At 48.6% G+C, this 22,314-nt stretch carries 24 protein-coding genes and 1 riboswitch; of the genes, 5 read left to right on the forward strand and 19 right to left on the reverse strand.

The features are described from left to right. Window positions 1-25: 25 nt before the first annotated feature. Both ADA01nite_RS14860 and ADA01nite_RS14865 read right to left on the reverse strand, forming a co-directional pair. Window positions 26-1,555, reverse strand: coding sequence for a fumarate hydratase (locus ADA01nite_RS14860; RefSeq protein ID WP_146811063.1), 1,530 nt, complete (start codon window positions 1,553-1,555; stop codon window positions 26-28). Between the two features lie 129 nt (window positions 1,556-1,684). After that, complete coding sequence (locus tag ADA01nite_RS14865; RefSeq protein ID WP_246147357.1) at window positions 1,685-2,860, reverse strand: rhomboid family intramembrane serine protease; 1,176 nt, start codon at window positions 2,858-2,860, stop codon at window positions 1,685-1,687. A 100-nt stretch (window positions 2,861-2,960) separates the two neighbouring features. Here ADA01nite_RS14865 and ADA01nite_RS14870 point away from each other — a divergent pair, with 100 nt between their 5' ends. Both ADA01nite_RS14870 and ADA01nite_RS14875 read left to right on the forward strand, forming a co-directional pair. Beyond that, window positions 2,961-3,635: an ABC transporter ATP-binding protein gene (locus tag ADA01nite_RS14870; RefSeq protein ID WP_146811064.1), complete on the forward strand. Its 675-nt coding sequence runs from the start codon at window positions 2,961-2,963 to the stop codon at window positions 3,633-3,635. After that, complete coding sequence (locus tag ADA01nite_RS14875; RefSeq protein WP_146811065.1) at window positions 3,632-4,384, forward strand: ABC transporter permease; 753 nt, start codon at window positions 3,632-3,634, stop codon at window positions 4,382-4,384. The genes ADA01nite_RS14870 and ADA01nite_RS14875 overlap by 4 nt, the downstream gene beginning before the upstream one ends. A 47-nt stretch (window positions 4,385-4,431) precedes the next feature. Here ADA01nite_RS14875 and ADA01nite_RS14880 read toward each other — a convergent pair whose 3' ends face one another. Continuing rightward, on the reverse strand, window positions 4,432-4,752 hold the full coding sequence (locus ADA01nite_RS14880; RefSeq protein ID WP_146811066.1) for a hypothetical protein: 321 nt from the start codon (window positions 4,750-4,752) through the stop codon (window positions 4,432-4,434). 140 nt (window positions 4,753-4,892) lie between these two features. Here ADA01nite_RS14880 and ADA01nite_RS14885 point away from each other — a divergent pair, with 140 nt between their 5' ends. Continuing rightward, window positions 4,893-5,387, forward strand: a complete 495-nt coding sequence (locus ADA01nite_RS14885) for an acyl-CoA thioesterase (RefSeq protein ID WP_371863563.1) — start codon at window positions 4,893-4,895, stop codon at window positions 5,385-5,387. Between the two features lie 53 nt (window positions 5,388-5,440). Here the strand turns inward: ADA01nite_RS14885 and ADA01nite_RS14890 are convergent, their stop codons facing one another. The 3 genes from ADA01nite_RS14890 to ADA01nite_RS14900 all read right to left on the reverse strand — a co-directional run bounded on the left by ADA01nite_RS14890 (window position 5,441) and on the right by ADA01nite_RS14900 (window position 8,240). Beyond that, on the reverse strand, window positions 5,441-6,025 hold the full coding sequence (locus tag ADA01nite_RS14890; protein ID WP_146811067.1) for a class I SAM-dependent methyltransferase: 585 nt from the start codon (window positions 6,023-6,025) through the stop codon (window positions 5,441-5,443). Window positions 6,026-6,085: 60 nt separating this feature from the next. Continuing rightward, complete coding sequence (locus ADA01nite_RS14895) at window positions 6,086-7,759, reverse strand: methyl-accepting chemotaxis protein (RefSeq protein ID WP_246147358.1); 1,674 nt, start codon at window positions 7,757-7,759, stop codon at window positions 6,086-6,088. A 100-nt stretch (window positions 7,760-7,859) separates the two neighbouring features. Further along, complete coding sequence (locus tag ADA01nite_RS14900) at window positions 7,860-8,240, reverse strand: helix-turn-helix transcriptional regulator (protein ID WP_146811069.1); 381 nt, start codon at window positions 8,238-8,240, stop codon at window positions 7,860-7,862. A 165-nt stretch (window positions 8,241-8,405) separates the two neighbouring features. Between ADA01nite_RS14900 and ADA01nite_RS14905 the strand changes: the two genes are divergently transcribed. Then, a complete protein-coding gene (locus ADA01nite_RS14905) occupies window positions 8,406-8,777 on the forward strand; it encodes a DUF4349 domain-containing protein (RefSeq protein WP_146811070.1) in 372 nt (123 codons plus the stop codon). Between the two features lie 117 nt (window positions 8,778-8,894). Here ADA01nite_RS14905 and ADA01nite_RS14910 read toward each other — a convergent pair whose 3' ends face one another. The 13 genes from ADA01nite_RS14910 to thiD all read right to left on the reverse strand — a co-directional run bounded on the left by ADA01nite_RS14910 (window position 8,895) and on the right by thiD (window position 20,902). Beyond that, on the reverse strand, window positions 8,895-10,076 hold the full coding sequence (locus ADA01nite_RS14910) for an acyl-CoA dehydrogenase family protein (protein WP_246147359.1): 1,182 nt from the start codon (window positions 10,074-10,076) through the stop codon (window positions 8,895-8,897). A gap of 97 nt (window positions 10,077-10,173) precedes the next feature. Continuing rightward, window positions 10,174-10,701 carry a MaoC family dehydratase gene (locus ADA01nite_RS14915; RefSeq protein ID WP_146811071.1) on the reverse strand — a complete coding sequence of 176 codons (528 nt, stop codon included), beginning with the start codon at window positions 10,699-10,701 and terminating at the stop codon, window positions 10,174-10,176. Further along, window positions 10,691-10,942: a hypothetical protein gene (locus ADA01nite_RS14920; RefSeq protein WP_146811072.1), complete on the reverse strand. Its 252-nt coding sequence runs from the start codon at window positions 10,940-10,942 to the stop codon at window positions 10,691-10,693. Before ADA01nite_RS14920 ends, ADA01nite_RS14915 begins: the two co-directional genes overlap by 11 nt. Window positions 10,943-10,948: 6 nt before the next feature. Beyond that, entirely contained in the window at window positions 10,949-11,497 is a 549-nt protein-coding gene (locus ADA01nite_RS14925; RefSeq protein WP_146811073.1) for a Fe-S-containing hydro-lyase, read from the reverse strand. 10 nt (window positions 11,498-11,507) lie between these two features. Further along, window positions 11,508-12,350 (reverse strand): fumarate hydratase, encoded by an 843-nt coding sequence (locus ADA01nite_RS14930; RefSeq protein ID WP_146811074.1) that lies wholly within the window; start codon window positions 12,348-12,350, stop codon window positions 11,508-11,510. Window positions 12,351-12,352: 2 nt separating this feature from the next. Continuing rightward, window positions 12,353-13,711, reverse strand: coding sequence for an MmgE/PrpD family protein (locus ADA01nite_RS14935; RefSeq protein WP_146811075.1), 1,359 nt, complete (start codon window positions 13,709-13,711; stop codon window positions 12,353-12,355). Between the two features lie 24 nt (window positions 13,712-13,735). Then, on the reverse strand, window positions 13,736-15,007 hold the full coding sequence (locus tag ADA01nite_RS14940) for a TRAP transporter large permease (protein ID WP_371863564.1): 1,272 nt from the start codon (window positions 15,005-15,007) through the stop codon (window positions 13,736-13,738). After that, the gene (locus tag ADA01nite_RS14945) at window positions 14,988-15,533 is read right to left on the reverse strand and encodes a TRAP transporter small permease (protein WP_146811077.1); all 546 of its coding nucleotides are present in this window, start codon (window positions 15,531-15,533) and stop codon (window positions 14,988-14,990) included. The genes ADA01nite_RS14940 and ADA01nite_RS14945 overlap by 20 nt, the downstream gene beginning before the upstream one ends. A 62-nt stretch (window positions 15,534-15,595) precedes the next feature. Next, complete coding sequence (locus tag ADA01nite_RS14950; RefSeq protein WP_146811078.1) at window positions 15,596-16,636, reverse strand: DctP family TRAP transporter solute-binding subunit; 1,041 nt, start codon at window positions 16,634-16,636, stop codon at window positions 15,596-15,598. 253 nt (window positions 16,637-16,889) lie between these two features. Further along, window positions 16,890-17,579, reverse strand: a complete 690-nt coding sequence (locus ADA01nite_RS14955; RefSeq protein ID WP_146811079.1) for a GntR family transcriptional regulator — start codon at window positions 17,577-17,579, stop codon at window positions 16,890-16,892. An 89-nt stretch (window positions 17,580-17,668) separates the two neighbouring features. Continuing rightward, a complete protein-coding gene (locus ADA01nite_RS14960; protein WP_146811080.1) occupies window positions 17,669-18,562 on the reverse strand; it encodes an HpcH/HpaI aldolase/citrate lyase family protein in 894 nt (297 codons plus the stop codon). A gap of 21 nt (window positions 18,563-18,583) precedes the next feature. Continuing rightward, entirely contained in the window at window positions 18,584-19,747 is a 1,164-nt protein-coding gene (locus tag ADA01nite_RS14965; protein WP_146811081.1) for a CaiB/BaiF CoA transferase family protein, read from the reverse strand. A 351-nt stretch (window positions 19,748-20,098) separates the two neighbouring features. Continuing rightward, window positions 20,099-20,902, reverse strand: a complete 804-nt coding sequence (gene thiD / locus ADA01nite_RS14970) for a bifunctional hydroxymethylpyrimidine kinase/phosphomethylpyrimidine kinase (protein ID WP_146811082.1) — start codon at window positions 20,900-20,902, stop codon at window positions 20,099-20,101. A 344-nt stretch (window positions 20,903-21,246) separates the two neighbouring features. Then, a riboswitch (TPP riboswitch) is annotated at window positions 21,247-21,346 on the reverse strand. A 143-nt stretch (window positions 21,347-21,489) separates the two neighbouring features. Between thiD and ADA01nite_RS14975 the strand changes: the two genes are divergently transcribed. Continuing rightward, window positions 21,490-22,272, forward strand: a complete 783-nt coding sequence (locus ADA01nite_RS14975) for a 3'-5' exonuclease (RefSeq protein ID WP_170230307.1) — start codon at window positions 21,490-21,492, stop codon at window positions 22,270-22,272. Window positions 22,273-22,314: the final 42 nt, after the last annotated feature.

Below are 22,314 nucleotides of genomic sequence, written 5' to 3' on the forward strand. Positions count from 1 at the left end.
CTTTCCTGATTCGACAAAATTCGTATTAACTAAACACCGGTTCGGCAAATGAAGACAATTTCTCAAACGAGGTTTTGTCTACATCGGCATGCAGACTGTTGCCGTGCGAATCCATCGTAACGATGGCGGCAAAGCCTTCCACCTGCAAATGCCACATCGCTTCTGGAATACCAAATTCAAGAAAATCGACGCCTTCCACTTTTTTGACACAATCTGCATAATATTGCGCCGCACCACCGATTGCATTGAGGTAGACGCCGCCGTGCTCCTGTAGGCCTTTCAACGTTTTCGGACCCATGCCGCCTTTACCGATGACGACGCGAATACCGAATTTCTTCATAATGTCAGCCTGGTAGGGCTCCTCACGAATACTTGTCGTCGGGCCTGCCGCTTTCACATGCCATTCTCCACTGTCGTCTTTGGACATAACGGGACCACAGTGGTAAATCACACCGCCGTTCAAATCAACCGGACAGTCATGATCCATCATGTATTTGTGGAATGCATCACGACCGGTATGGATGAGACCGTTGATAATGACCACGTCTCCAACTTTCAGGCTGCGAATTTGCTCTTCCGTAATCGGATATTGCAACACAACTTCACGGCGTTCTTCCGTTTGTTCAGGCTGTTGTACGCCTTCATGTAAATCTGCCGTTCCTTCTTTGTACAACCATTCTTTGATTTCGCCGGTGGCCGGATCGATGGCTACACCCTGACGGCGGAACGCCCAGCAGTTATAGGCAACCGATACGAAGAAGCTGGCCGGAAGACGGTTGATGGCACCGATTTTACAGCCGAGCAACGTCGTTTCGCCACCAAAGCCCATCGTGCCGATACCGAGCTCGTTCGCTTTTTCCATAATATAGTCTTCAAGCTCCGCCAGTTGCGGGTTCGGATTTACATCATCAACCTTACGGAACAATTGCTCTTTAGCGAGCGCGTATCCGCTTGTGCGGTCACCGCCGATGCCCACACCAATAAAACCGGCGCTACAGCCCTGGCCCTGCGCCTGGTATACGCTGTGCAGAATGCATTTGCGAATGCCGTCCAAATCGCGGCCCGCTTTGCCGAGGCCTTCAATTTCCATCGGCAGGCTGTACTGGATGTTCTTATTCTCACAGCCGCCACCTTTTAGAATAAGCTTTACTTCGATTTCGTCTTTTTCCCACTGCTCGAAGTGAATGACCGGCGTGCCCGGTCCAAGATTCGTTCCGCTGTTTTCGCCTGTCAACGAATCAACGGAGTTCGGGCGAAGTTTCGCTTCTTTCGTCGCCAATTCAACCGCTTCAAGAATGGCTTTCTTCATCTCAATCTGATTGGCTCCTACCGGCGTATGTACTTCAAATGTCGGCATACCGGTGTCCTGACAGATCGGGGAGACGTTCGTTTCAGCCATCTCAATGTTTTGCGCAATGGTTGTCAGTGAGAGCGCAGCGCGTGTACCGGCATTCTCTTTCTTTCTTGCGTTTGCCACCGCGCGGCGCACATCCGGCGGAAGATTGGTGGACGTTTCGACGATCAACTTGTATATGCTGTCTTTAAATTGTTTCATAAGACTCCTACCCCTTTTCCCATGAAAAATCACTCTCAATTTTTCATTATATCGGACATTTTACCAAGGGGGAAGGCTTATCCAGGATTTATCACGGGGGCGATGCACAACCATCCTGTTGTTCGTGGCTTACAACACAAGCCCTCCGGCCTGTATGCCCCACCAGAGCAGGAAAAGAAGAAGCGCAGTTGCCCCCGCTTTTATCCAGGCGCGTGAACGATGTTTGGGAAGCCCTACGAGTGTGGAAGCAAGAAAGCCTCCTACCAGTCCTCCCAGATGCGCATAATTGTCGATGATGCCGGGTGATAAAAAACCGATGGCCAGGTTGATACCCAGCACAACTAAAATGTTAGTTCCCAACGTGCGGAAAAACAGTTCCTTATTTTGTGTACCGAAATACAGCATCGCGCCAAACAAGCCGAAAATCGCGCCGGATGCGCCGGCCGAAATATTATCCGAAAACGCAAAACTGCTGACTACACCGCTAATGCCGGACAGCATATAAATGACCAGGAAACGTGCCGAACCGTAGATTTGCTCCGCCAGCGCACCCAGCGAGTAAAGGGCGACACCGTTGAACAGAATATGCATAAACCCGATATGAAGAAACATAGGTGTTATGAAGCGCCACCATTCCCCGGCGAGAATAAGCGGGTTAAACTTCGCTCCGAATAGCAAGAGTACCCGCGGGTCCTGGCTGCCCCCGCTTAGCTCCATCAAAATAAACACGGCAATAATCATGATAAGAAATAGATACGTAAAGCGAGGTTTGCCATAGAAGAATGTGGCGCGCATCTCTTGCTCACGCTCGGCTTCCATCTGTTCAATGCTACGCATCCAATAGGAGGCGGGAGGTTCTTCTTCACCGAATGGCGTACCGGTAAACAGATCGGACCTGCTGAATCCGTCCCCGGCTTTCCGAATCCATCTCCCCTCTTCCAAACCATATCCGGCTACATGCAACGATACCTGTTGTTCATGAATCCCTTCTTCCGCCTGCAAAGCGTCTCGCATACTTTCCGCTACCGGTTCGTAACATATATACACAATCTGCCCCTGGATGCTTCTGGCACCTGCTTGCCTTCGGATATCTTCAAGGCGTGCGGCGCCATCCCGCACATCATATCCTAATGTAGCTCCCCAGAGAAAATCGGCCAGTCGAAGCTGCACATAGCGCAGTTCCCTCCCCTTCTGCCGCAACAGCTCAATCATCTCTTCTCCGGCCCCGAGTACCGTATACTCTTCCTCGGTCACAAGGCGATACGTTACCTTCCATATGTATTGCTGTGCTAAGGTAATGTCCAAACGATTCTTCCTTTCCGCAAAATAAAAGTTAAATATACTATACTATACGTATGCATGATATGAAAAATCAAACAGTTACTCGAGAGGAGGATACCCTGTTATGACGAGCGAACCGGTGCTTGAACTGCACCATGTCTTTAAATCGTACCATACACCCCACTACCGCTCCACACCACTCAAAGACGTAAGCGTAACAATAGCCAAAGGAGCGTTTATTACCATTACCGGCCCGTCCGGTACAGGAAAAAGTACGTTGTTCCGTCTGCTGACCCGTCTTGAGGAGCCTGACGCAGGACGGATTGTTTATCTGGGCAAACCGCTTCTCGAATGGGATCCGCCCAGGTTGCGCCGCAAAGTCCACTATGTCTTTCAATCCCCTGTTCTCTTTCCGGGTACAGTGGCCGACAATCTATCGTATCCGGCCAGGCTTGCGGGAGATAGTATCACGGAAGAGTATATGAGCAGCCTGCTGCGCCGGGTGGCTCTTTCCGAAAAGTATCTGTCACGCGGTATCGGAGATCTGTCCGGCGGCGAAAAACAGCGCGTCAATATTGCACGCTCCCTATCCCTGGAGCCTGATATCCTTCTGCTTGATGAGCCGACATCGGCTCTCGATGAGAAGAGCACAAAACATATCGAGCAGGAAATCCGCGCCTATCATGAGGCAGGACATACCGTATTATGGATTACCCATTCGCCGGAACAAGCGAAACGCTTAGGGAACGTCACATGGCATTTGGAAGACGGATGTTTGGAGGTACTGGTTGCACCATGAGCATCGTTACCACACTCGCCACGACCGGCTTTGTCTTCATCGCCATGCTGCTCTCGCTGCGTCTCCGCCTCGGCCTGGAACGCGATATGTTCACTGGTACTATACGCGCTATGATCCAGTTGGTCGCAGTCGGATATGTTCTGGAATTTATTTTCACAAGCCGCCATCCGTTGTTTATCGGCTGCATGCTGCTTGTCATGGTATTCGTTGCCGCCCGCAGCTCCGCCAAGCGGGGCAGAGGCGTGCCGCATGTGTTTGCGCGCATCTTTTTTACCATTGCCGCTGTCACTGCGGTTACAATAGGGACCATGCTTGGACTGGATATGATTAAATGGGAACCGAAATCCATCATTCCCGTTAGCGGCATGGTCATCGGTAACTGTATGATCGTCTCATCCCTGCTGCTGAACCAGATGCGGGAGCGTTCCGCGTCTATGCGAGAAGAAATCCTTGTCGCGCTTTCGCTCGGCGCCACCAGCCGCCAGGCCAGTGAACGGTTGACCCGGGAAGCGATTCGCGCCGGTATGATACCGATTATCGACTCGATGAAAACGGTAGGACTTGTCCAGCTTCCGGGTATGATGACCGGACTTATTATTGCTGGTACCAGTCCGATCGAAGCTGTGCGCTACCAGTTGCTCATTATGTTTTCGTTTACGGCCGCCTCCGCTCTTACCAGCATCATTCTGGGATTTCTCGTCTATCCTACGCTGTTTACCCGTGCCCATCAGTACATAGGCTGGAAATGAGAAAAACGAGCACGGACGGCTCGTTTTTCTTTACTATTACGCATGAATCAACAGCTAGAGCTTTCACGGCATTTGCCCTTGGCGGCCGGATAGGCCTGGGGCGCCATAGCTTGTGCTCCATGTACAGGTGGTGCCGGTACTATCGGTCCGTAGCCATACGGCATACTATAACCTTTTTTCTGATAGTATTCATACATTTTCCTGTGGTAACAATAACGTTTATAATATCTCTTGTAGTATTTTTTACGGTGTGCATATTTGTGACACTTGTACTCGTAATATTTCATCTTCTCGATGTGATAGTGACATTTAACCACTTCTACGTCCATCGTCTGGACTTCACCCATTGGGTAAGGATAGTAATGCACGTGTAACGTCCTCCATTCATATTGAATTATTTATCAATCTGCTACACTGTATTCACCCATGAAACGATAAGACACGACACATGCCTAGAGGCGGGAAATTGGGTGCTTGCCTACATTTTAATAAAACGAGGTGAAACTATTTGCAAGGCAAAAAAACGAGCGAGTCACGCACGATTATGACGGACATTGTCCTCCCTCCGGATACGAACTACCATGGAACAATCTTTGGCGGGAATGTCATGGCTTATATTGATAAGGTCGCCAGCATCACCGCCATGCGACACTGCCGCAGGCAGGTAGTCACCGCATCAAGCGATAGCCTGGACTTTCTTTCGCCTATCCGTACCGGAGAAGCCATCTGCCTGGAAGGGTACGTGTCCTGGACTCACCATACTTCCATGGAGATTTATGTGAAAGTAGAAGCGGAAAATCTGCTGACCGGAGAACGGCGCCTGACTTCGCAAGCGTACCTAACGTTTGTGGCTCTCGATGACGACGGCAAACCCACAACGGTTCCTCCTGTTCTTCCCGAAACGGAAGAAGAACGCTGGAACTATAAAACTGCCGCAGAACGGTTTGAGATTCGCAACAAGCGCCGGAAACTTACCAAGCAACGCTTCAAAAAAGAAAAATAGCCGCGGGATTTCCCACGGCTACTTATGTATGAACTAAAGAATAAACAGTGCAATCATTGCTTCACGGCGTACAAGCTTAGATAGGGCTCTTCCTGCCCTCCAGTGTTGGTGCGATCGAAAATGCGGAATCCATGCGAACGAAGGATATTCTGTATTTCCTGCTCTCCGTATAGCTGATTAAAAATGTTGTCTATCACTATCTCTCCTTCGCCAAGTCGATACGAAGAGAAAAAAACGCCGCCGGGCTTCAATACCCGGTACACTTCATCAAGCGCTTTATGCAAATCTTCTTTGGTTAAATATATCAGCGAGGCATTCGCCCATACACCGTCATACAGCTCATCACCGGTCGGAATATGACGGAAATCTCCTTGAATAAACTCGACATCCTGCACCTTTTGCTTGGCCTGCTCAAGCATCACCTCGCTGATATCCAACCCCTGCACATGCAAATCATAGCGCTTTAATCGGAGCGCGTCATGCCCTGCACCGCATCCGAGATCAAGCACACGATTCCCGCCCAGAAGCATCTGAAACCCGGAAATAAACTGCATGGTCAGCTCCCGATGACGCCACTTCATGCCCGCCTGATTCGCCAGTTTATCAAAAGAAGCACGATTGCGATCTACGTAATCCATTTTTTCACCTCCCGCCCCCTTTTTCTCATTCTAGCTAATTAAAAGACGGAATGCTACACGCTATGAAATTTTAAAGCGGTTGACATGTGCCTGCAACTCCTCCGCCATCTTTGCCAGCATTTCGGAGGCGGCATTAATCTCCTCCATCGTGGCGGTCTGCTCCTGGGAAGCCGCGGCAACCTCCTGCGTATCTGCCGCAGCGATGGAAGCCAGTCGGGAAATCTCGTCACCCTGGCGTACAATGCGCTCCGTTCCTTCGGAAATCGTCTCCGAAGATGCCGTAACGAGCTCAATCTGCTTATTCAAATCGGCGATAGCTTTTAGAATGTTAGAAAATGCCTGACCTGCTTCTTCCACTACATAACGGCCTTCCGATACTGCTTTGCTGCTTTCTCCCATAGAGGAGACCGCTGTACCGATTTTAGTATGAATATCAGAGATAAGTGCGGCAATCTCGCTCGCCGACCTGCCGGACTGTTCAGCCAGCTTGCGAACTTCCTGAGCCACGACCGCAAAGCTTTTGCCCTGCTCACCGGCGCGTGCCGCCTCAATCGCCGCATTCAACGCAAGCAGGTTCGTCTGTTCGCTAATTTCATGGATGGTACCGATAATTCCTTTAATCGCTTCCGAACGGTTCCCCAACTCGCGAATCTGCATCTCTGTATCATTTACCTTCTGCGTGATATCATTCATTTCCCAGACTACTTTCTTCAGTGATTCTTCCCCTTCATGCGCGTATTTCACCACGACGGAGGAATCTTGCCTGACGGCATGAATTTTATCGGCGATGGCCTGAATATTGCTGCTCATTTCGTGCAGCGCATTCGTCGTTTGGCGCACACTTTCCATCTGACCTTCCGATCCGGACGCAATCTCCTGGGCTGCTTCTGAAATTTGTTCGGATGCGCGTGTACTCTCATTGGCGCTGGCCGTTAACTGCTCGGATGAGGCGGCCACCTGTTCCGATACCTCATTCACCTGACGCAGCATGTTTCTGAATTCGCGAATCATCTCGTTAAATATATGGGTAAGCTGTCCTACTTCGTCTTTTGAGCCGGGGGTTACCTGCACCGTCACATCACCCGCTTCGGCTTTTTCCATCGCCTGTACCAACTCTTTCATCGGCCTTGTCAGAATATGAACGATGATATATCCGATTACAATGGCAAGCAAGGAAGAAACAAAGCTAATAATAAACATCTGATTACGAATGATCGAAAGCGGTTTCATCATATCTTTTAAATAACTGCCGATGACCAATTCCCATCCGTTCGGCATCTGAACGAATGAGGCGACTTTCTCTTCGCCTTTCCAGGGATATGTAATGTAGCCGTTTTTTTGTTTGAGTATCTCCTGTGTAAACGATTCGTTCGCAATGCTGGTCCCTATCATGTTCGGATCAGGATGGTACAAAATCTTTCCCTGTTCATCAATAATATAAGCGTATCCGCTTAGTCCATTGGCTTTATAATAGCTCGTTTCCACGTCATCGACCGACGCTTTTACTTTTTCCGAGGTGGCGGCGTCTATCTGCTTGTCTTTGGCGATAGCCGCAATTTCTTCCGCCTTAATCTTCGTCATGTACTTTAAGTCCTGCACTGTCATTTCGTAGACGCTATTGTAAGCGGAATGATAGCTTAAGAATCCTGCAGTCATTAACGGAATCAACGTGATAAGCAAAATTGTGCCCGTCAGCTTAAGCTTAATGGACACATCGTTTATTTTACGAAACAATTGCAATCCCCCTCCCAGGCACATCGTATCTTACTTCTATCTTATCTGCTAATCCATTTGTATTCCATACTTTTTCCTATATATTTTCGAATGATTTGTACTATTCATTCGTTTTTTCCATGGAAACAAATAGGATTCTTTCATACATACTGAAGAACCGGTCCAGCGTATATTGATATTTTTCCAAAGTCTGTGACAACATGTCCAGATATTCGGTACCTGCTGCCGTAATGGAATACATGCGTTTAGGAGGTCCGCCGCTTGATACCTCCCAATGCGATTGCACCAGTTTTTCGCTTTCCAATTGACGCAGAATGCGATATACATAACCCGGATCGATAGAAGAAAAACCGAACTCCACTAAATCCTGAATGATTTGATAACCATGGTTGCTGACCCGTCGGAGTAAAAGCAGCACACAGGGTATGAGTAAATTTTTCGGCGCCCCGCAAGCATGGATTTTATCTTTGCCGTTCCCCATACGTACTTCTCTCCCTTCTCATGTCCTATCCATTTCACTATACGAGTTTTTTCCGCCAAAAATGCTATATGACGCATTTATAATTTTTTCATAATTTTCATTTGTATATTTTACCTATGGCACGTAATATAAGAGGGAGGAATTAAAAAAACAGGAGGGATTCGCGTGGCATCCAATCAAACGTTCGATCCGGTTCAATTGTGGAAAAGCTGGTACGACCTGGTTGAGAAAACATGGGGGAAAACGCTCGACGATTTCATTAAAACATCCGAGTACTCAGCCATGGTTGGCGAATATCAAAAATGGTTTTTTTATTCCCAGGACCAATATAAAAAAATGGTGGACCAAGTTCTTGCCGAGAACAACTTACCCAGTAAAGAAGAAATCGCCCGCGTTGCCCAACTCGTTATTCAATTGGAAGAGAAAGTAGAGAAATTGGATGAGAGGCTCGACGACGAAATTGTGGCCAAATTAGATGACATTAAAGAAGCGCTGGAAAAAGCGCCGAAGAATTCGACTAAAAAAACAAACGTATAGTTATTGGATGTAAGATAGTAGAAATAAGAAGCTAAAAGAAAATGAACAGAGTTCTGCCCTCTATGTCCCCTTATGGATGATATAGAGGGCAATTTTTTGATGTTTTGTGCCGATAAATTAGTAGGAGCGCGGCAGTTTTAACACGTGTTCTGCTACATACGACAAAATCAAATTCGTAGAGATTGGTGCAACTTGATACAAGCGTGTTTCACGGAATTTACGCTCCACATCGTATTCTTCCGCAAATCCAAAACCGCCGTGAGTCTGTAAAGTTACATTGGCCGCCTCCCAAGAAGCGTCCGCAGCGAGCAATTTTGCCATGTTTGCTTCTGCCCCGCACGGCTGGCCCATATCGAACAATTCGGCCGCACGAAAGCGCATTAAATCAGCCGCTTCGATGTTGATATAGGATCGCGCAATCGGAAATTGTACGCCCTGATTCTTACCAATCGGTCGCTGGAAGACAACGCGCTGGTTTGCATAGTTCGTCGCCCGTTCAATAAACCACCTGCCGTCTCCAATACATTCTGCCGCAATCAAAATGCGCTCTGCATTCATTCCATCCAGAATATACCGAAACCCTTTTCCTTCTTCGCCAATAAGGTTCTCAACAGGGACCTCTAAGTCCTCAATAAAGAGTTCCGTAGTGGCGTGATTCATCATTGTACGAATAGGACGAATCGTCAATCCGTTGCCGACAGCCTCTCGCAAGTCGACCAACAATACGGACAGGCCCTCCGTGCGCTTCTTGACTTGATCAAGCGGGGTTGTACGAACGAGCAAAATCATCATGTCCGAATGTTCCACACGCGAAATGAACACCTTTTGCCCATTGACCACATATTTGTCACCCTTACGCACGGCGGTCGTTTTTAGTTGTGTAGTGTCCGTTCCGGTATTGGGTTCCGTCACGCCAAATGCCTGTAAACGGAGAGAGCCATCCGCAATCCGTGGTAAATATTTTTGCTTCTGTTCCTCTGATCCATGGCGCAGCAGCGTACCCATCGTGTACATCTGTGCGTGACATGCACCTGCATTCCCTCCAGAGCGGTTAATCTCTTCAAGTATAATGGAAGCTTCGGTGATGCCAAATCCCGATCCGCCGTACTCTTCCGGTATTAAAGCAGCAAGATATCCCCCTTGCGTTAAGGCTTCCACAAATTCCCCTGGATAAGCACGTTCCACCTCTAATTCACGCCAATACAAATCAGGAAAACGACTGCAGACTTTGCGCACACCTTTTCGAAGTTCGACGTGCAATTCGTTTTCCGCCATTTTTTCTTCTAATTTTTGGGACATTTTTTCTTCCTCCCTGCAATCTGTATATGATTTACTATCCTTCTTATGCCTTCTGCTTCTTTTGTTGATAGTATCAATTTCATTAGAAGCTAGTTGTTTAACGAATTTGTTTTTCTTGCCCCAAAACCTTCGAAAGCAAATCATTTGTTATATCAGGGCCATGCCCGCGCTTATACACCATAAACGTACGCTTGAATTCAATAACTACCTTACCGTCCTGGTTATATCCACTCGTTTTTACTTTTACAATTCCTACATTCGGTCGAGACTTAGATTCACGTTTTTCAAGAACTTCACTGTATGAGTAAATGGTGTCCCCTTCAAAAACAGGGTTCGGAAGACGGATTTCGTCCCAGCCGAGATTAGCCATAACATTTTGAGAAATGTCTGTTACCGATTGGCCTGTAACTAACGCCACTGTAAAAGTGGAATCAACAAGCGGACGTCCAAACTCAGTCTTCGCTGAATAAACCTCGTCAAAATGAATTGGATTTGTATTCTGCGTTAAAAGCGTAAACCAAATGTTGTCGGTTTGCGTTACCGTCCTGCCCAGTGGATGAGGATAAATATCGCCCACTTCGAAGTCTTCGTAAAAACGTCCAGTCCAACCTTGTTTAATTGTCATGTTCATCATCTCCTATTTTAAAAATCACTTCATTTATATCCGCTCGCCTGTACCAGCACATTCGGCATGGTTGCATAATGCCCAGAATGAATACGGTATCCAGACTAATTTTGGTTGTGGTTTCCCAACGTGTCACTCCAATGCGCGGCATACTAAGCAGCACGACTGCAAGAATAGCGGGAACGGCTGGTGCCATGTGATGCAGCGACTCGGTCACCCATAAGCTAACCGTAATCGCCAAAATGACTCATCCGAGCCGAAATTGCGTTTCCCCTTGCTCGTACAGATCGTTCCCTTCTGCATCATTAACAACAATGACAGGGAAGCGTTCGACCACTAAACGGTGGATGGCTTCCGTCCCCAGGTCTTCATAGGCGACAACCTCTGCGGAGCGAATCGCCTTGGCAATAAGCGCTGCTGCGCCGCCTACAGCCGCAAAATAAACGGCTCGGTGCTTCACTATCGCTTCTTTTACCGTCTCGCTCCGCTTCCCTTTTCCGATCATGCCTCTCAGCCCTTTTTCCAGCAGACGAGGCGTGTACGCATCCATCCGGCTGCTGGTGGTGGGACCTGCCGAGCCGATTGCCTGTCCAGGCCTGGCCGGTGTTGGTCCCACATAATAGATGACCTGCCCGGCTACATCCACTGGAAGTTCTCCTCCGCTTTCCAGAGTTTCGGCCATCCGTTTGTGGGCGGCATCCCGCGCCGTATACAACGTACCGGTTAATTCCACCCGATCACCCGCCCGCAGCCCTGTACACTGCTCCTCTGTTAGTGGAAGCTGTATTTGTTTCATGGCCGCCTCCTTACAGTACCGCCGTCTTATGACGGCTGGCATGACAGTTAATGTTCACAGCGACCGGCAATCCGGCAATATGGGTGGCGAATACCTCGATATGGACATCAAGTGCGGTGGTCCGTCCGCCCATGCCCTGCGGCCCGATGCCCAGCGCATTGATTTCTTGGATTAGTTCTTCTTCCAATTCGGCAACATCCGCACGCGCATGCCGCTGTCCGAGAGGGCGCAACAACGATTTTTTCGCCAGGTAGGCCGATTTCTCAAACGTACCGCCAAGCCCCACTCCTATTACCATAGGAGGACACGCATTCGGGCCCGCCATCTTTACCGTTTCGATGATAAAGTCCTTAGCGCCTTCAATACCGTCAGACGGCTTTAGCATTTTCAGTCGGCTCATATTTTCGCTCCCGAAGCCCTTTGCGGCCATGTGCAGCGTACACCGATCGCCTTCGACCAATTCTACGTGAATGACGCCGGGCGTGTTATCCCCTGTGTTTTGACGGACAAGCGGATCCTTCACTACCGAAGCACGTAAATAGCCTTCTCCGTATCCTTGTCGGATGCCTTCGTTAATGGCATCATACAAGCGTCCTCCCGTAATCCGACAGTCCTGGCCCAGCTCCACGAAAAAAATTCCCATCCCCGTGTCCTGACACATCGGTACCCGTTCCGCCGCCGCGATTTCCGCGTTGGCTATCAACTGGCCGATGACTTCTTTGCCAACCGCCGACTCTTCTGTCTGGGCCGCTTTACGGAACGCCGTTACCACATCGGCGCCTAATTCATAGTTTGCATCCATGCATAACTGTTTGACGGCTTCCGTAATTTGCTCGCACGTTACCTCCCGCATTTTTACACTCCTTTTCCGGCTGCATGCATTGCCCACATATTCCCGGCCGACTCGAGTTCCTCGACATTTAGAATCGCCGTGAGGAAATGCTCCGTCTCTTCTTGCGGCAAGGCCGCGGTCAATACACGAAATTTATCGATCAACTCGTCCGATGAAACCGGATTTTCCGGGTCTCCTTTCGGATAGTCGGTCGTTAGCACTACAACTTCCCCATTGGTCAATTCCACTTCCAATTTAGAACCCCATTTCTCTGGATATGCAGCCTGAACGTCCGGGTCCATTGTAACGCAAACCTTAGTCATTAAATTTCGGATGGTTTGATCATGTAATGCATCCTCATTGAAATCCGGCAGCGATGTATTTCCAGTAGCAAACGCCAACGCAACGCAGTACTGCAGGCTGAATTTTGACGCATAGACCGTTTGCGGATTCGGGTTGTCCGTAATGTTGAGCACATCCTGGTACGCTTTCACATGAATATTTCGTATTTCATCCGGTCGTATGTTTTTTTCGTTTCGCAACAGCTTAGCCAAATCCATAGCTGGATGCGTGTGACGACACGAGGCATGAATTTTAAAAGAGTTTTCCAGAATCTTAAATGTGTTCCCTAGCCCTTCCGTCATTTTGCTTGCATCATACTTATCTGCCATTGCCTCGAAAAATCCCCGCCGTCCTTCAAAAATACGCTGGGCGCCTGTAAATCCTTTCTCTGCCAATAAGGCGGCCAGCACGCCATTCATCGCTGCCTTGCCCGGATGCAGTTGCTTGGACATTGCTCCGTCTTCGATAAATTCCCACAACCCTGCAGCCTGCGTACCCGCATTCCCCAGCGCATGTACGATTTGCTCTTCGCTTAACCCGAGCAATTTCGCTGCGGCCGCGGCCGCGCCAAACGTGCCGCATGTGGCGGTATTATGCCAGTAATAGTAGTGTGAAGGGCTAACCGCTTCCCCGACACGGTAGCATACCTCATACCCGAGCGCCACTGCCAGCAGCAAGTCCTTCCCGCTTCTCTCTTTCCATTCCGCTATGGCCAGAGCTGCGGGAATAACCACTGTGGCGGCATGAATGATGGACGCTTTATGAATGTCGTCCAGCTCCACGATGTGGCTGGAGGCTCCATTCACCAGTGCGGCATGAAGAACGGAAGATTTACCTCCTGTGACCAGCGTCGCCTGCGAGTGTCCTCCTGCTTCCTCTATCATCTGGCGAATCATATGAATAGGCGGTTTATCTCGTCCTGCCACGGCGGAAGCCAGCCAATCCAATATGCACAACTTTGTAAATTCTACAACCTCGGTTGGAAGGTCATCATACTTCGCTTTTACTAGATAGGAAGCAATTTGCTTACTTATGCTCATTGTTTTACGTCCTCCTTATCTTCTTTATTCCATCATGTTCGGCAGCCAGAGCGAAAGCTGCGGGAAGATAACATACAACGCCAGCACGAAGATAAACAGAATAATAAAGGGAATCACCCCGCGTACGACCACTTCAAGCTTCTCTTTCGCGATACCTCCCACAACGAACAGGTTCAGGCCGACCGGCGGCGTAATCATCGCCAGCTCCATATTGACAGTCATCACGATCGCGAAGTGAATCGGGTCAATTCCTAGATGATGGATAATCGGAAGCAGAATCGGCAGCGTAATCAGAATAATCGACACCGCTTCCAGGAAGGTTCCCATGATAAAGAACAAAATGTTGACGATAAGAAAGAACGTCCATTTGTTCATATCACTCTCTGCGATCCAGGCTCCTACTTCCTGCGGCACCTGTTCGTTGGTCAGATACAAACCAAACAGGCTGGCAGCGGCAATAATCAAGAAAATCATCGACGTAATATTGATCGTTTCCACAAGAATCGGGCGAACGTCTTTCAGCCCCATCTCCCGATAAATCACAACCGAAACAATCAGACCGTATACGACCGCGATAACGGCCGATTCGGTCGGTGTGGCAACCCCGGTATAAATACTGCCCAGAATTAAGATAGGCAGAAACGCACCCCACAGCGCCTTTATTGAGGCTTTCATCCGTACTTCCACCGAAGACTTCTCATCGCTTCCATATCCATGCTTCCGCGCATAGAAAATGGCGGACACAATCAGCACACTGCCCAGCAATAATCCAGGAATGACGCCAGCCATAAACAGCTTCCCGATGGACTCTTCGGCGGTAATTCCGTAGATAATGAGCGGAATACTTGGCGGGATCAAAATCCCCAGCGTACCTGACGCGGCTACCAGGCCCATCGAGTACTTTTTATCATAGCCCGCGCTGACCATCGCCGGAATCATGATCGATCCGATCGCGGCAGCCGTCGCCGGACTGGAACCGGAAATGGCCGCAAATACCATACAGGCAAGAATCGTGACGACAGATAGCCCGCCCGGCAGATGCCCCACCCATTTGCGCAGGGCTTCAATCAAATACTTGGAAATGCCGCCACGCGCCAGAATAACACCGGCCAGTACGAAGCCCGGAATCGCCATCAGCGGGAACGAATCGAGCGCCGCAAACATCCGCTGCGGCACCATGTTCATGTTAAAGTCAGATTGGATTAACACCAATACGGTAGCCAAAGCCAGACTGATGGCGATCGGTACACGCAGCAGCATAAGACCGATGAAACTACTAAACAGCGTGAGTACCATGCGGTGCATCCTCCTTTTCTTTCGGAATCTCTACCATGTCAACCGTATTTACGATTTTCTCTCCGCGAATCGCTTGCACAAACTTCTCTATAAAGCGAAGCAGAAACATGATGCCGGAGATAGGAAGAATCAAATAGACTATCCACATCGGGATACCGACATCCATGGAAACCATGCCGGACGTATACCGCTTCGCCACCAAAACATAGCCGTAATACGTAAAGAAAAGACAAAATACCATTCCCATGAAGCTTGCAAAAACATCTAGCCACCGTTGCATCCCGCGCGGCAATTTTTCATACAGTATATCCACCTGAATGTGGTGATTGTTGCGCAGCGCAACCGGAACGCCGAGCAGCGCTCCCCAGACAAGTGTATAGTTCGCCACTTCCTCCACCCACGCTTTCGGTTCGTTAAAAACATAACGCATGAGAACGCCGTAAAAAATAAGCGCGATACCGACGGACAAAAACGAACCAGCGGCGATGTCTTCAAACAAATCCCACGCCTTTTTCCAGCTTTTCATCTGTGTTCCTCCTTCGGTAAGAGGAAGAAGCACTAACGACGTAGCGCCCTTCCTCGCTAACTCTATTTCAGATTTTTAATTCCGTCGATCAACTCCGGTGTGATAACAGACTTGAACTCTTCATATACCGGCTGCAGCGCTTTTTCCAGCTCGGCACGCTCAGCATCCGTCAGCTCGGTAATTTGCATCTTGCCGGATTTCTTCAGGTTTTCGAAGCTCTTGTCGTTGTCTTCGAGGGCCAGCTTCCACTCATATTCGGTCGCCTCTTTCAGCGCTTCTTCCACTTTTGTGCGAACCTCTTCCGGCATGCCATCCCAGAACGGCTTATTGACGAAAATACCGTAATCAATGCGTCCGTGGTTGCTAACGGTCATATATTTTTGCACTTCTTGATATTTTTGCGTATCAATGTTGTTGAACGTGTTTTCCTGTCCATCTACCGTACCCTGCTGCAGAGCCGCATACGATTCACCGAACGGAATGGTGGCAGAGCCTGCGCCCAGCGCTTTGAACTGTCCTTCGAGCACTTTACCTGCTTGTGCGCGGAATTTCAGTCCTTTGAAATCGGCCGGTGTTTTCAGCGGTTTTTTGTTGTTGGTGAATTGTTTGAAACCGTTTTCCCAGAAAGCCAGACCCATAATGTCGTTGCCTACCAGCTGTTCGCTGCTCATCAGCTGCTTCGCCAGATCGCTCTCGAAGAATTTGAGCGAGTGCTCACGATCTCTGAACAGGAAGGGCATGTCCACATACTGCCAGCGCGGGTCAAGCTTTACCATTTTGGTAACGGAAGGCGCTATCATGTGCACGTTTCCGGATACGAGCGCATCCAGTTCTTCTTTGTCACCATATAGCTGCGAAGACGGATAGACTTCTACTTTTACCTTCCCGCCTGTTTTTTCCGCCGCCAGATCAGCGAATTTTTGCGCCGCTTTTCCTTTTACACTCTCAGCCGCAGTAACGTGCGAGAACTTGATGACGATCTTTTCCATGTCCCCGCCTTTACTATTAGCATCAGCAGCCGTTTCTTTCCCTCCGCTTCCTCCGCATGCCGTCAGCACACCCAACAACAAGACAATCAAGCAAACAATCGACCATTTTTTCATAAAGCAACCCCCTAATTAATAAAAAATTCATCGGTAAAAAAACGCTTACATTTTGTTGATTTCTTTGGCAGCAAGAGTGCGCCTTTCGTTTTGTTGTCTGCCTATGTATTTACACATCATCAAAATTTATAAAAATTTAGAATAATTATATTATTTTAACTGTCATTCCCTACTCCCTAAAGGGCGCGGGGGCACAGCCCCCACATTAAAACCCGCTAGAAGCGTCTTTTCCCACCTTTTATACGGCCAATTTTTATTCTACTTCCACCTCTTGATTTTTCTGTTCCTGCTGTGTACGTTCCCTGGAAGCAACAAAATCCTGAAAACTCCGCATAATATGATGCGACATCTTGGCACGCGCTTCATCCGGTTTTTGTTCGGAAATAGCCCGGGTAATGTGACGATGCTCAGATAACGAACGTTGTATCTGCTCACTTAGCAATTCCGGCAGGCGCGTAGGCAATCCATTCCACGTCTGATGAAGCATGCTATTTAAACGCTGTCCTTTTCCCGCCTCCCAAATGGCGCGGTGAAACGCTTCGTTGGCAGAAATGTATGCCTCCACGTTCCCTGCCTGTGCCGCTTGTTCGGCTTCTTCCTGAGCGGCAATTATAGCAGCCAGCTCTTTATTATCCTTACCGGCTTTGCTCGCTGCTCTGGCTGCCGCCTCTCCTTCCAGCAACGCACGCAGCTCATAATGTTCCTGGATATCTTCAAGCGTCAGCTCGCGAACTACGGCGCCACGCCGATTTTGCAAGATTAGCAATCCATCACGCTCCAGCATTTGAAACGCTTCCCGAACGGGCATGCGAGAAATCCCCAGTTTTTTGGCGATTTCTTCTTGGGACAATACTTCACCTGGCTGTAATTCGCCTTTGAATATGGCTTTCCGTAAAATGGCAGCCACTTTTTCTCTCGCAGGTTGCATTACAATCTGTTCCATAAATTTCCCAACTTTCTCTTAGCTTTATTTTTCTTTTCATTATAAAGCTAACGAGAAGCTACACTCTAGTATTTTCATCGAACGTCCGTTCAAATTCGAACCGAACTGCCTCCCTCACTACTTTTGAGCGCTTCCGCCTGCTCAATCGTTTTGCGTGCGCGAATGGCTACCGGATAATCTACCATTTTCCCATCAACCTGAATCGCCCCGTTTCCCTGTTGTACGGCTTCTTCAAATGCCCGCACGATACGCTGCGCTTCCTCTATTTCTTTCTCTGTCGGTGCGAATACAGCATTAACTACTCCATTTTGATTGGGGTGAAGCGTCATTTTCCCCTGAAATCCAAGCTGTTTTACAAATTCAGTTTCTTTTTTTAACCCTTCCTTATCCTGTATATCTACGTACACACCATCAATGGGCGATTCTATGCCCGCGGCCCGCGATACATTCACAAGCCAGGAACGAGCAAACAGGATTTCGTTGCCTTCTTTCGTCCCCCCTGTATGAATATCCAGCGTATAGTCCACCGACCCGAAAGCCAAACAGTGGATTCTGTAACTGGCCCTGGCAATGTCAAAGGCATAATGCAAGCCGGCGGCCGATTCAATCAAAGGAACAACCAGAGTGCTGCCGCGTTTGCGACCGTGCTTTGCTTCGATGGTCCCTAACAAATGATCGACAAGATGAATATGCTCTTTCTTTCCTGTTTTCGGCAGGATAATTCCATCCACGTTATACGAAGCTATCTCCTGGATGTCATCCATGAAGTAAGGTGTGGAGATATCGTTGATACGAACAAAGATTTTTTTGATTCCTTTCTTTTCCAGAACTCGCTTTACCATCATTCTCGCAAGTTCTTTTTCCTGAATAGGAACGGCATCTTCCAAATCACAGATGACGACATCCGCCTCCGTCTGCTCGATTTTCATCAGCTTCTTTTCCTGATTGCCAGGAACAAACATCCAGCTTCGCCAAAGCGACATGTGTTTTTCCCTCTCCTTTGTTTATTTCCCGTTGCCTACAACGTTTTTGTCCCGTCCGATTTCGGATAGAATGGACTGATTATGCTCTCCAACACGCGGTACCGGAGCCATGACCGGCTCGAATCCTTCCATAGTAATCGGTGGCAAAAGCGCGCGAATCGGCCCCACTTCCGTCTGTACTTCTCGCCAGCGGTTTCGCGCTTTGAGCTGCGGATGTTCGGCAAATTCTTGCATGGTATTCATGCGCGCATTCGCAATTTTCGCTATATCGAGCCGTGCCTCGATTTCGTCAGCCGTCAGGGTCTGCAATTTTTGGTTAATAATTTTCTCCAACTGCTTTAGGTGACGCACCCGTTTATGATTCAGATTAAAACGGGGATCAAATGCAAGTGAAGGTTGTTCCAACAGTACCTCACAAAATCGCATCCATTCCCGCTCGTTCTGAATCCCGAAAAATACTGTTTTCCCATCTTTGGCTGGAAACGGACCATATGGATAAATGGTGGCATGCCGTGAACCGGTTCGCTTCGGCTCTTCTCCCCCATAATACGTATAGTAAAGCGGATAGCCCATCCACTCCCCCATTGCTTCAAGCATGGATACTTCCAGTACTGTACCTTGCCCTGTCTTCTCACGTTGGATAAGGGCAGCAAGGATGCCTGAGTAGGCATACATTCCCGCCGCGATATCAGCAATTGAAATCCCCACTTTGGATGGGTTCTCTTCCGTCCCGGTCAGCGAGACCACCCCGGATTCGCATTGAATCAGCAGGTCATATGCCTTTTTATCCCGGTACGGCCCATCCGTTCCATAACCTGAGATACCGCAAACGATAAGTTGTGGAAAACGCTTACGTAATTCACCCGGACCAAATCCAAGCCGTTCAACCGCCCCCGGTGCTAGATTCTGTACAAACACATCAGCCTTTGCCAGCAAATCCATTAGAATTTGCTTCCCTTCCTCCGCTTTTAGATCCAGTTCAATAGACTCTTTTGAACGATTTGTCCATACAAAGTGACTGGACAACCCTTTTACCGTCGTATCATACTCACGCGCAAAGTCGCCCACCTGAGGCCGTTCGACTTTAATTACACGGGCACCCAGATCAGCTAATTGCCGTGTAGCAAAGGGGGCCGCAATTGCTTGTTCGACTGAAACAACGGTCACTCCAGCTAACGGAAGCATATCGTCTACCTCATTTCTTTGGTTTTATTTTATATTCACTTTATTTTTAATTTTCGTATTTAGGATTCTGAATATTGGATCCAAAATCCTTATAGTCTAAGCATAAGACTTTAACAAAATAATGTCAATATAATAAATAGTTAAAATATTTAGCTTAATTTTTATTTGCATCTATATAGACAACGTTTGACATTTCCACAATGGTGAAAAAGGCGAACGCCTTTTTCTTCCCCGGATCTCATTTCCTCTTTCCCTTCCTTCTTTTCTCATGATTTTCACAGAAAAAAGCTCTTCGCCTATGAAGAGCTTTAGACTATCTAAAAAAGCAGAAAATAGATTCTCCGCTATTTTTTATCTTTCCTTTGCCCGGTACGCCCAATGATTTGTCGGGCCATGGCCGTGCCCGATGCCGAGCGGATGACTGATGGCGGCAGTAATAAACTGCTTCGCCTGCTCCACGGCTTCACGTACTGTCTTGCCGGACGCCAGCCCTGCGGTAATAGCCGCCGCAAATGTACAGCCGGTACCGTGCGTATGCTCCGTATGAAACCGTGCGGCCGACAGTTCCACAAACTCCCGGCCATCATACAGCAAGTCCGTCGCAAAATCGCCCGTGCTATGCCCGCCTTTAATAACTACGTTTTGCGCTCCCCATTCGTGAAGTATCCGTGCCGCTTCCCGCATCTGTTCGTGTGTCTCAATCTTTTCCATTCCGGTCAGCAATTCCGCTTCCGGCAGATTCGGCGTCACTACCATCGCTAGAGGTAGAAGATGTTCTTTCATCGCATCGACCGCTTCCTGCAGCAAAAGAGGCGCACCGCCCTTGGCGACCATAACGGGATCGAGTACATAATTGGGCACACCGTACTCCTTTAGCTTGCGTGCAACCGTTTCAATAATGGCGCTGTCAAACAACATACCTGTTTTTACTGCATTCGTTCCAAGATCCGACAGCACGGCATCCATTTGCTGTGCCACAAACTCCGGAGGAACCGGATGTACGCCATACACACCTGTCGTATTCTGGGCCGTGAGCGCAGTCAAAACCGACATACCGTATACGCCAAGCTCCTGGAACGTTTTCAAATCAGCCTGGATACCGGCGCCTCCGCCGCTATCCGAACCGGCCACCGTTAACGCTTTTTTTATACTCATAATTGAACCTCCTGCATTAAGAAAAACTCGCGGGCGTTGCCGCTCGTCCTTTTTCCACAAAGAAGACAAGCGGCCGCTTTGTGGCCCTTCGGTCGGACCGGCAAAACATCCGGGTATCTCGAGGAGGGAGACAATTGCCGGTCTTTCCCTTCCTTAAGAGCCACACGCTCCACGCAGAAAAAGCAACAGTCGGCACACGCCTCGCGAGTTTTTCCTCGATTACAATAGAGGGAAAGTATATGTCGCTTTAGTACTATAAAGCGACATATACTTTCCTATACCCTAAAAAAACGCCACCCCGTGGAGTGGCGCTTCCTGTGCATGGTCGAGTAAGCCGACCGTGCAGCAGCATCCATCCACTTCCCTACGCCGGTACAAACCGGATCAGGTTCTAAGGGTCGAAGCGAACGCTTCTCTCAGCATACAGCACCCCCAGTGGTCGTTTTTTCTTTCATCGTACCGCTCTTAACAGTGAACGTCAAGGAACAAACACCAATCGAAATTTTCTAAATAATCTGTTCCTCATTCTGATTCTATGGTATGATAAATAAATGAGAGCGTTTCCAAGAAGTGACTGGAGAGATAGAATGAGAAAGAAGGATGTGAACACGGTGTACTCTTTTCCCCTGGGTAAATATCTCAAGCACATCACGACAAGCTGGTATAAAGAAAAGCTCCCCCTTGACCCGCAATTAATTCAAGAAGTGCAATCCATGTGTGAATCGGTACAGCAACATAACTATCCGGACCGTCATCTGCGAAATATGCGCTTTGTTGTATTCGATACGGAGACAACCGGCTTCCACCCGTACGCAGGAGATGAAATCATCTCGATTGGAGCTGTTGTTATCCAGAATGGACAGATTCAAGAAAGTGAATTTTTTCACGAGTACATTCATCCGGGCAAACCTATTCCGCCAATCGTTACGGAGATTACGGGCATTACGGATGAAGACGTCCAAGAGGCGCCCCTCCCCCTGCCAGTACTGCATAAGTTCCTGCGTTTTGTCGATGATAGCTATCTGGTAGCGCACTGCGCCGATTTTGATATCAACTTCTTGAATAGTAAACTGAGAAAGCTGTGCAAAGCGAAGATACACAATCCGGTCATCGATACGATGACGCTTGCATATCACCTGCTGCCGACCAATCAATCGTACGGACTTGATACCCTGCTTCAACAATACGAGATTGAAGTAGAGGGCCGCCATACCGCTCTTGGCGATGCGTTCATGACCGCCGAATTGTATCTTGCGTTCATCGAAGAGCTTGAACGACGAGGCATTCATACGCTCCACTCTCTGGAGAATTACATTAAGTCCATGCATCTGTTGCGTCAGCGTACGGAGTCAGGCTACGCATCACTATAGAAGTAGGGAAAAGAGAGAAGAAAACGAAGGGATGACTTCAAT

Source organism: Aneurinibacillus danicus, from assembly GCF_007991215.1.
GTDB lineage: Bacteria > Bacillota > Bacilli > Aneurinibacillales > Aneurinibacillaceae > Aneurinibacillus > Aneurinibacillus danicus.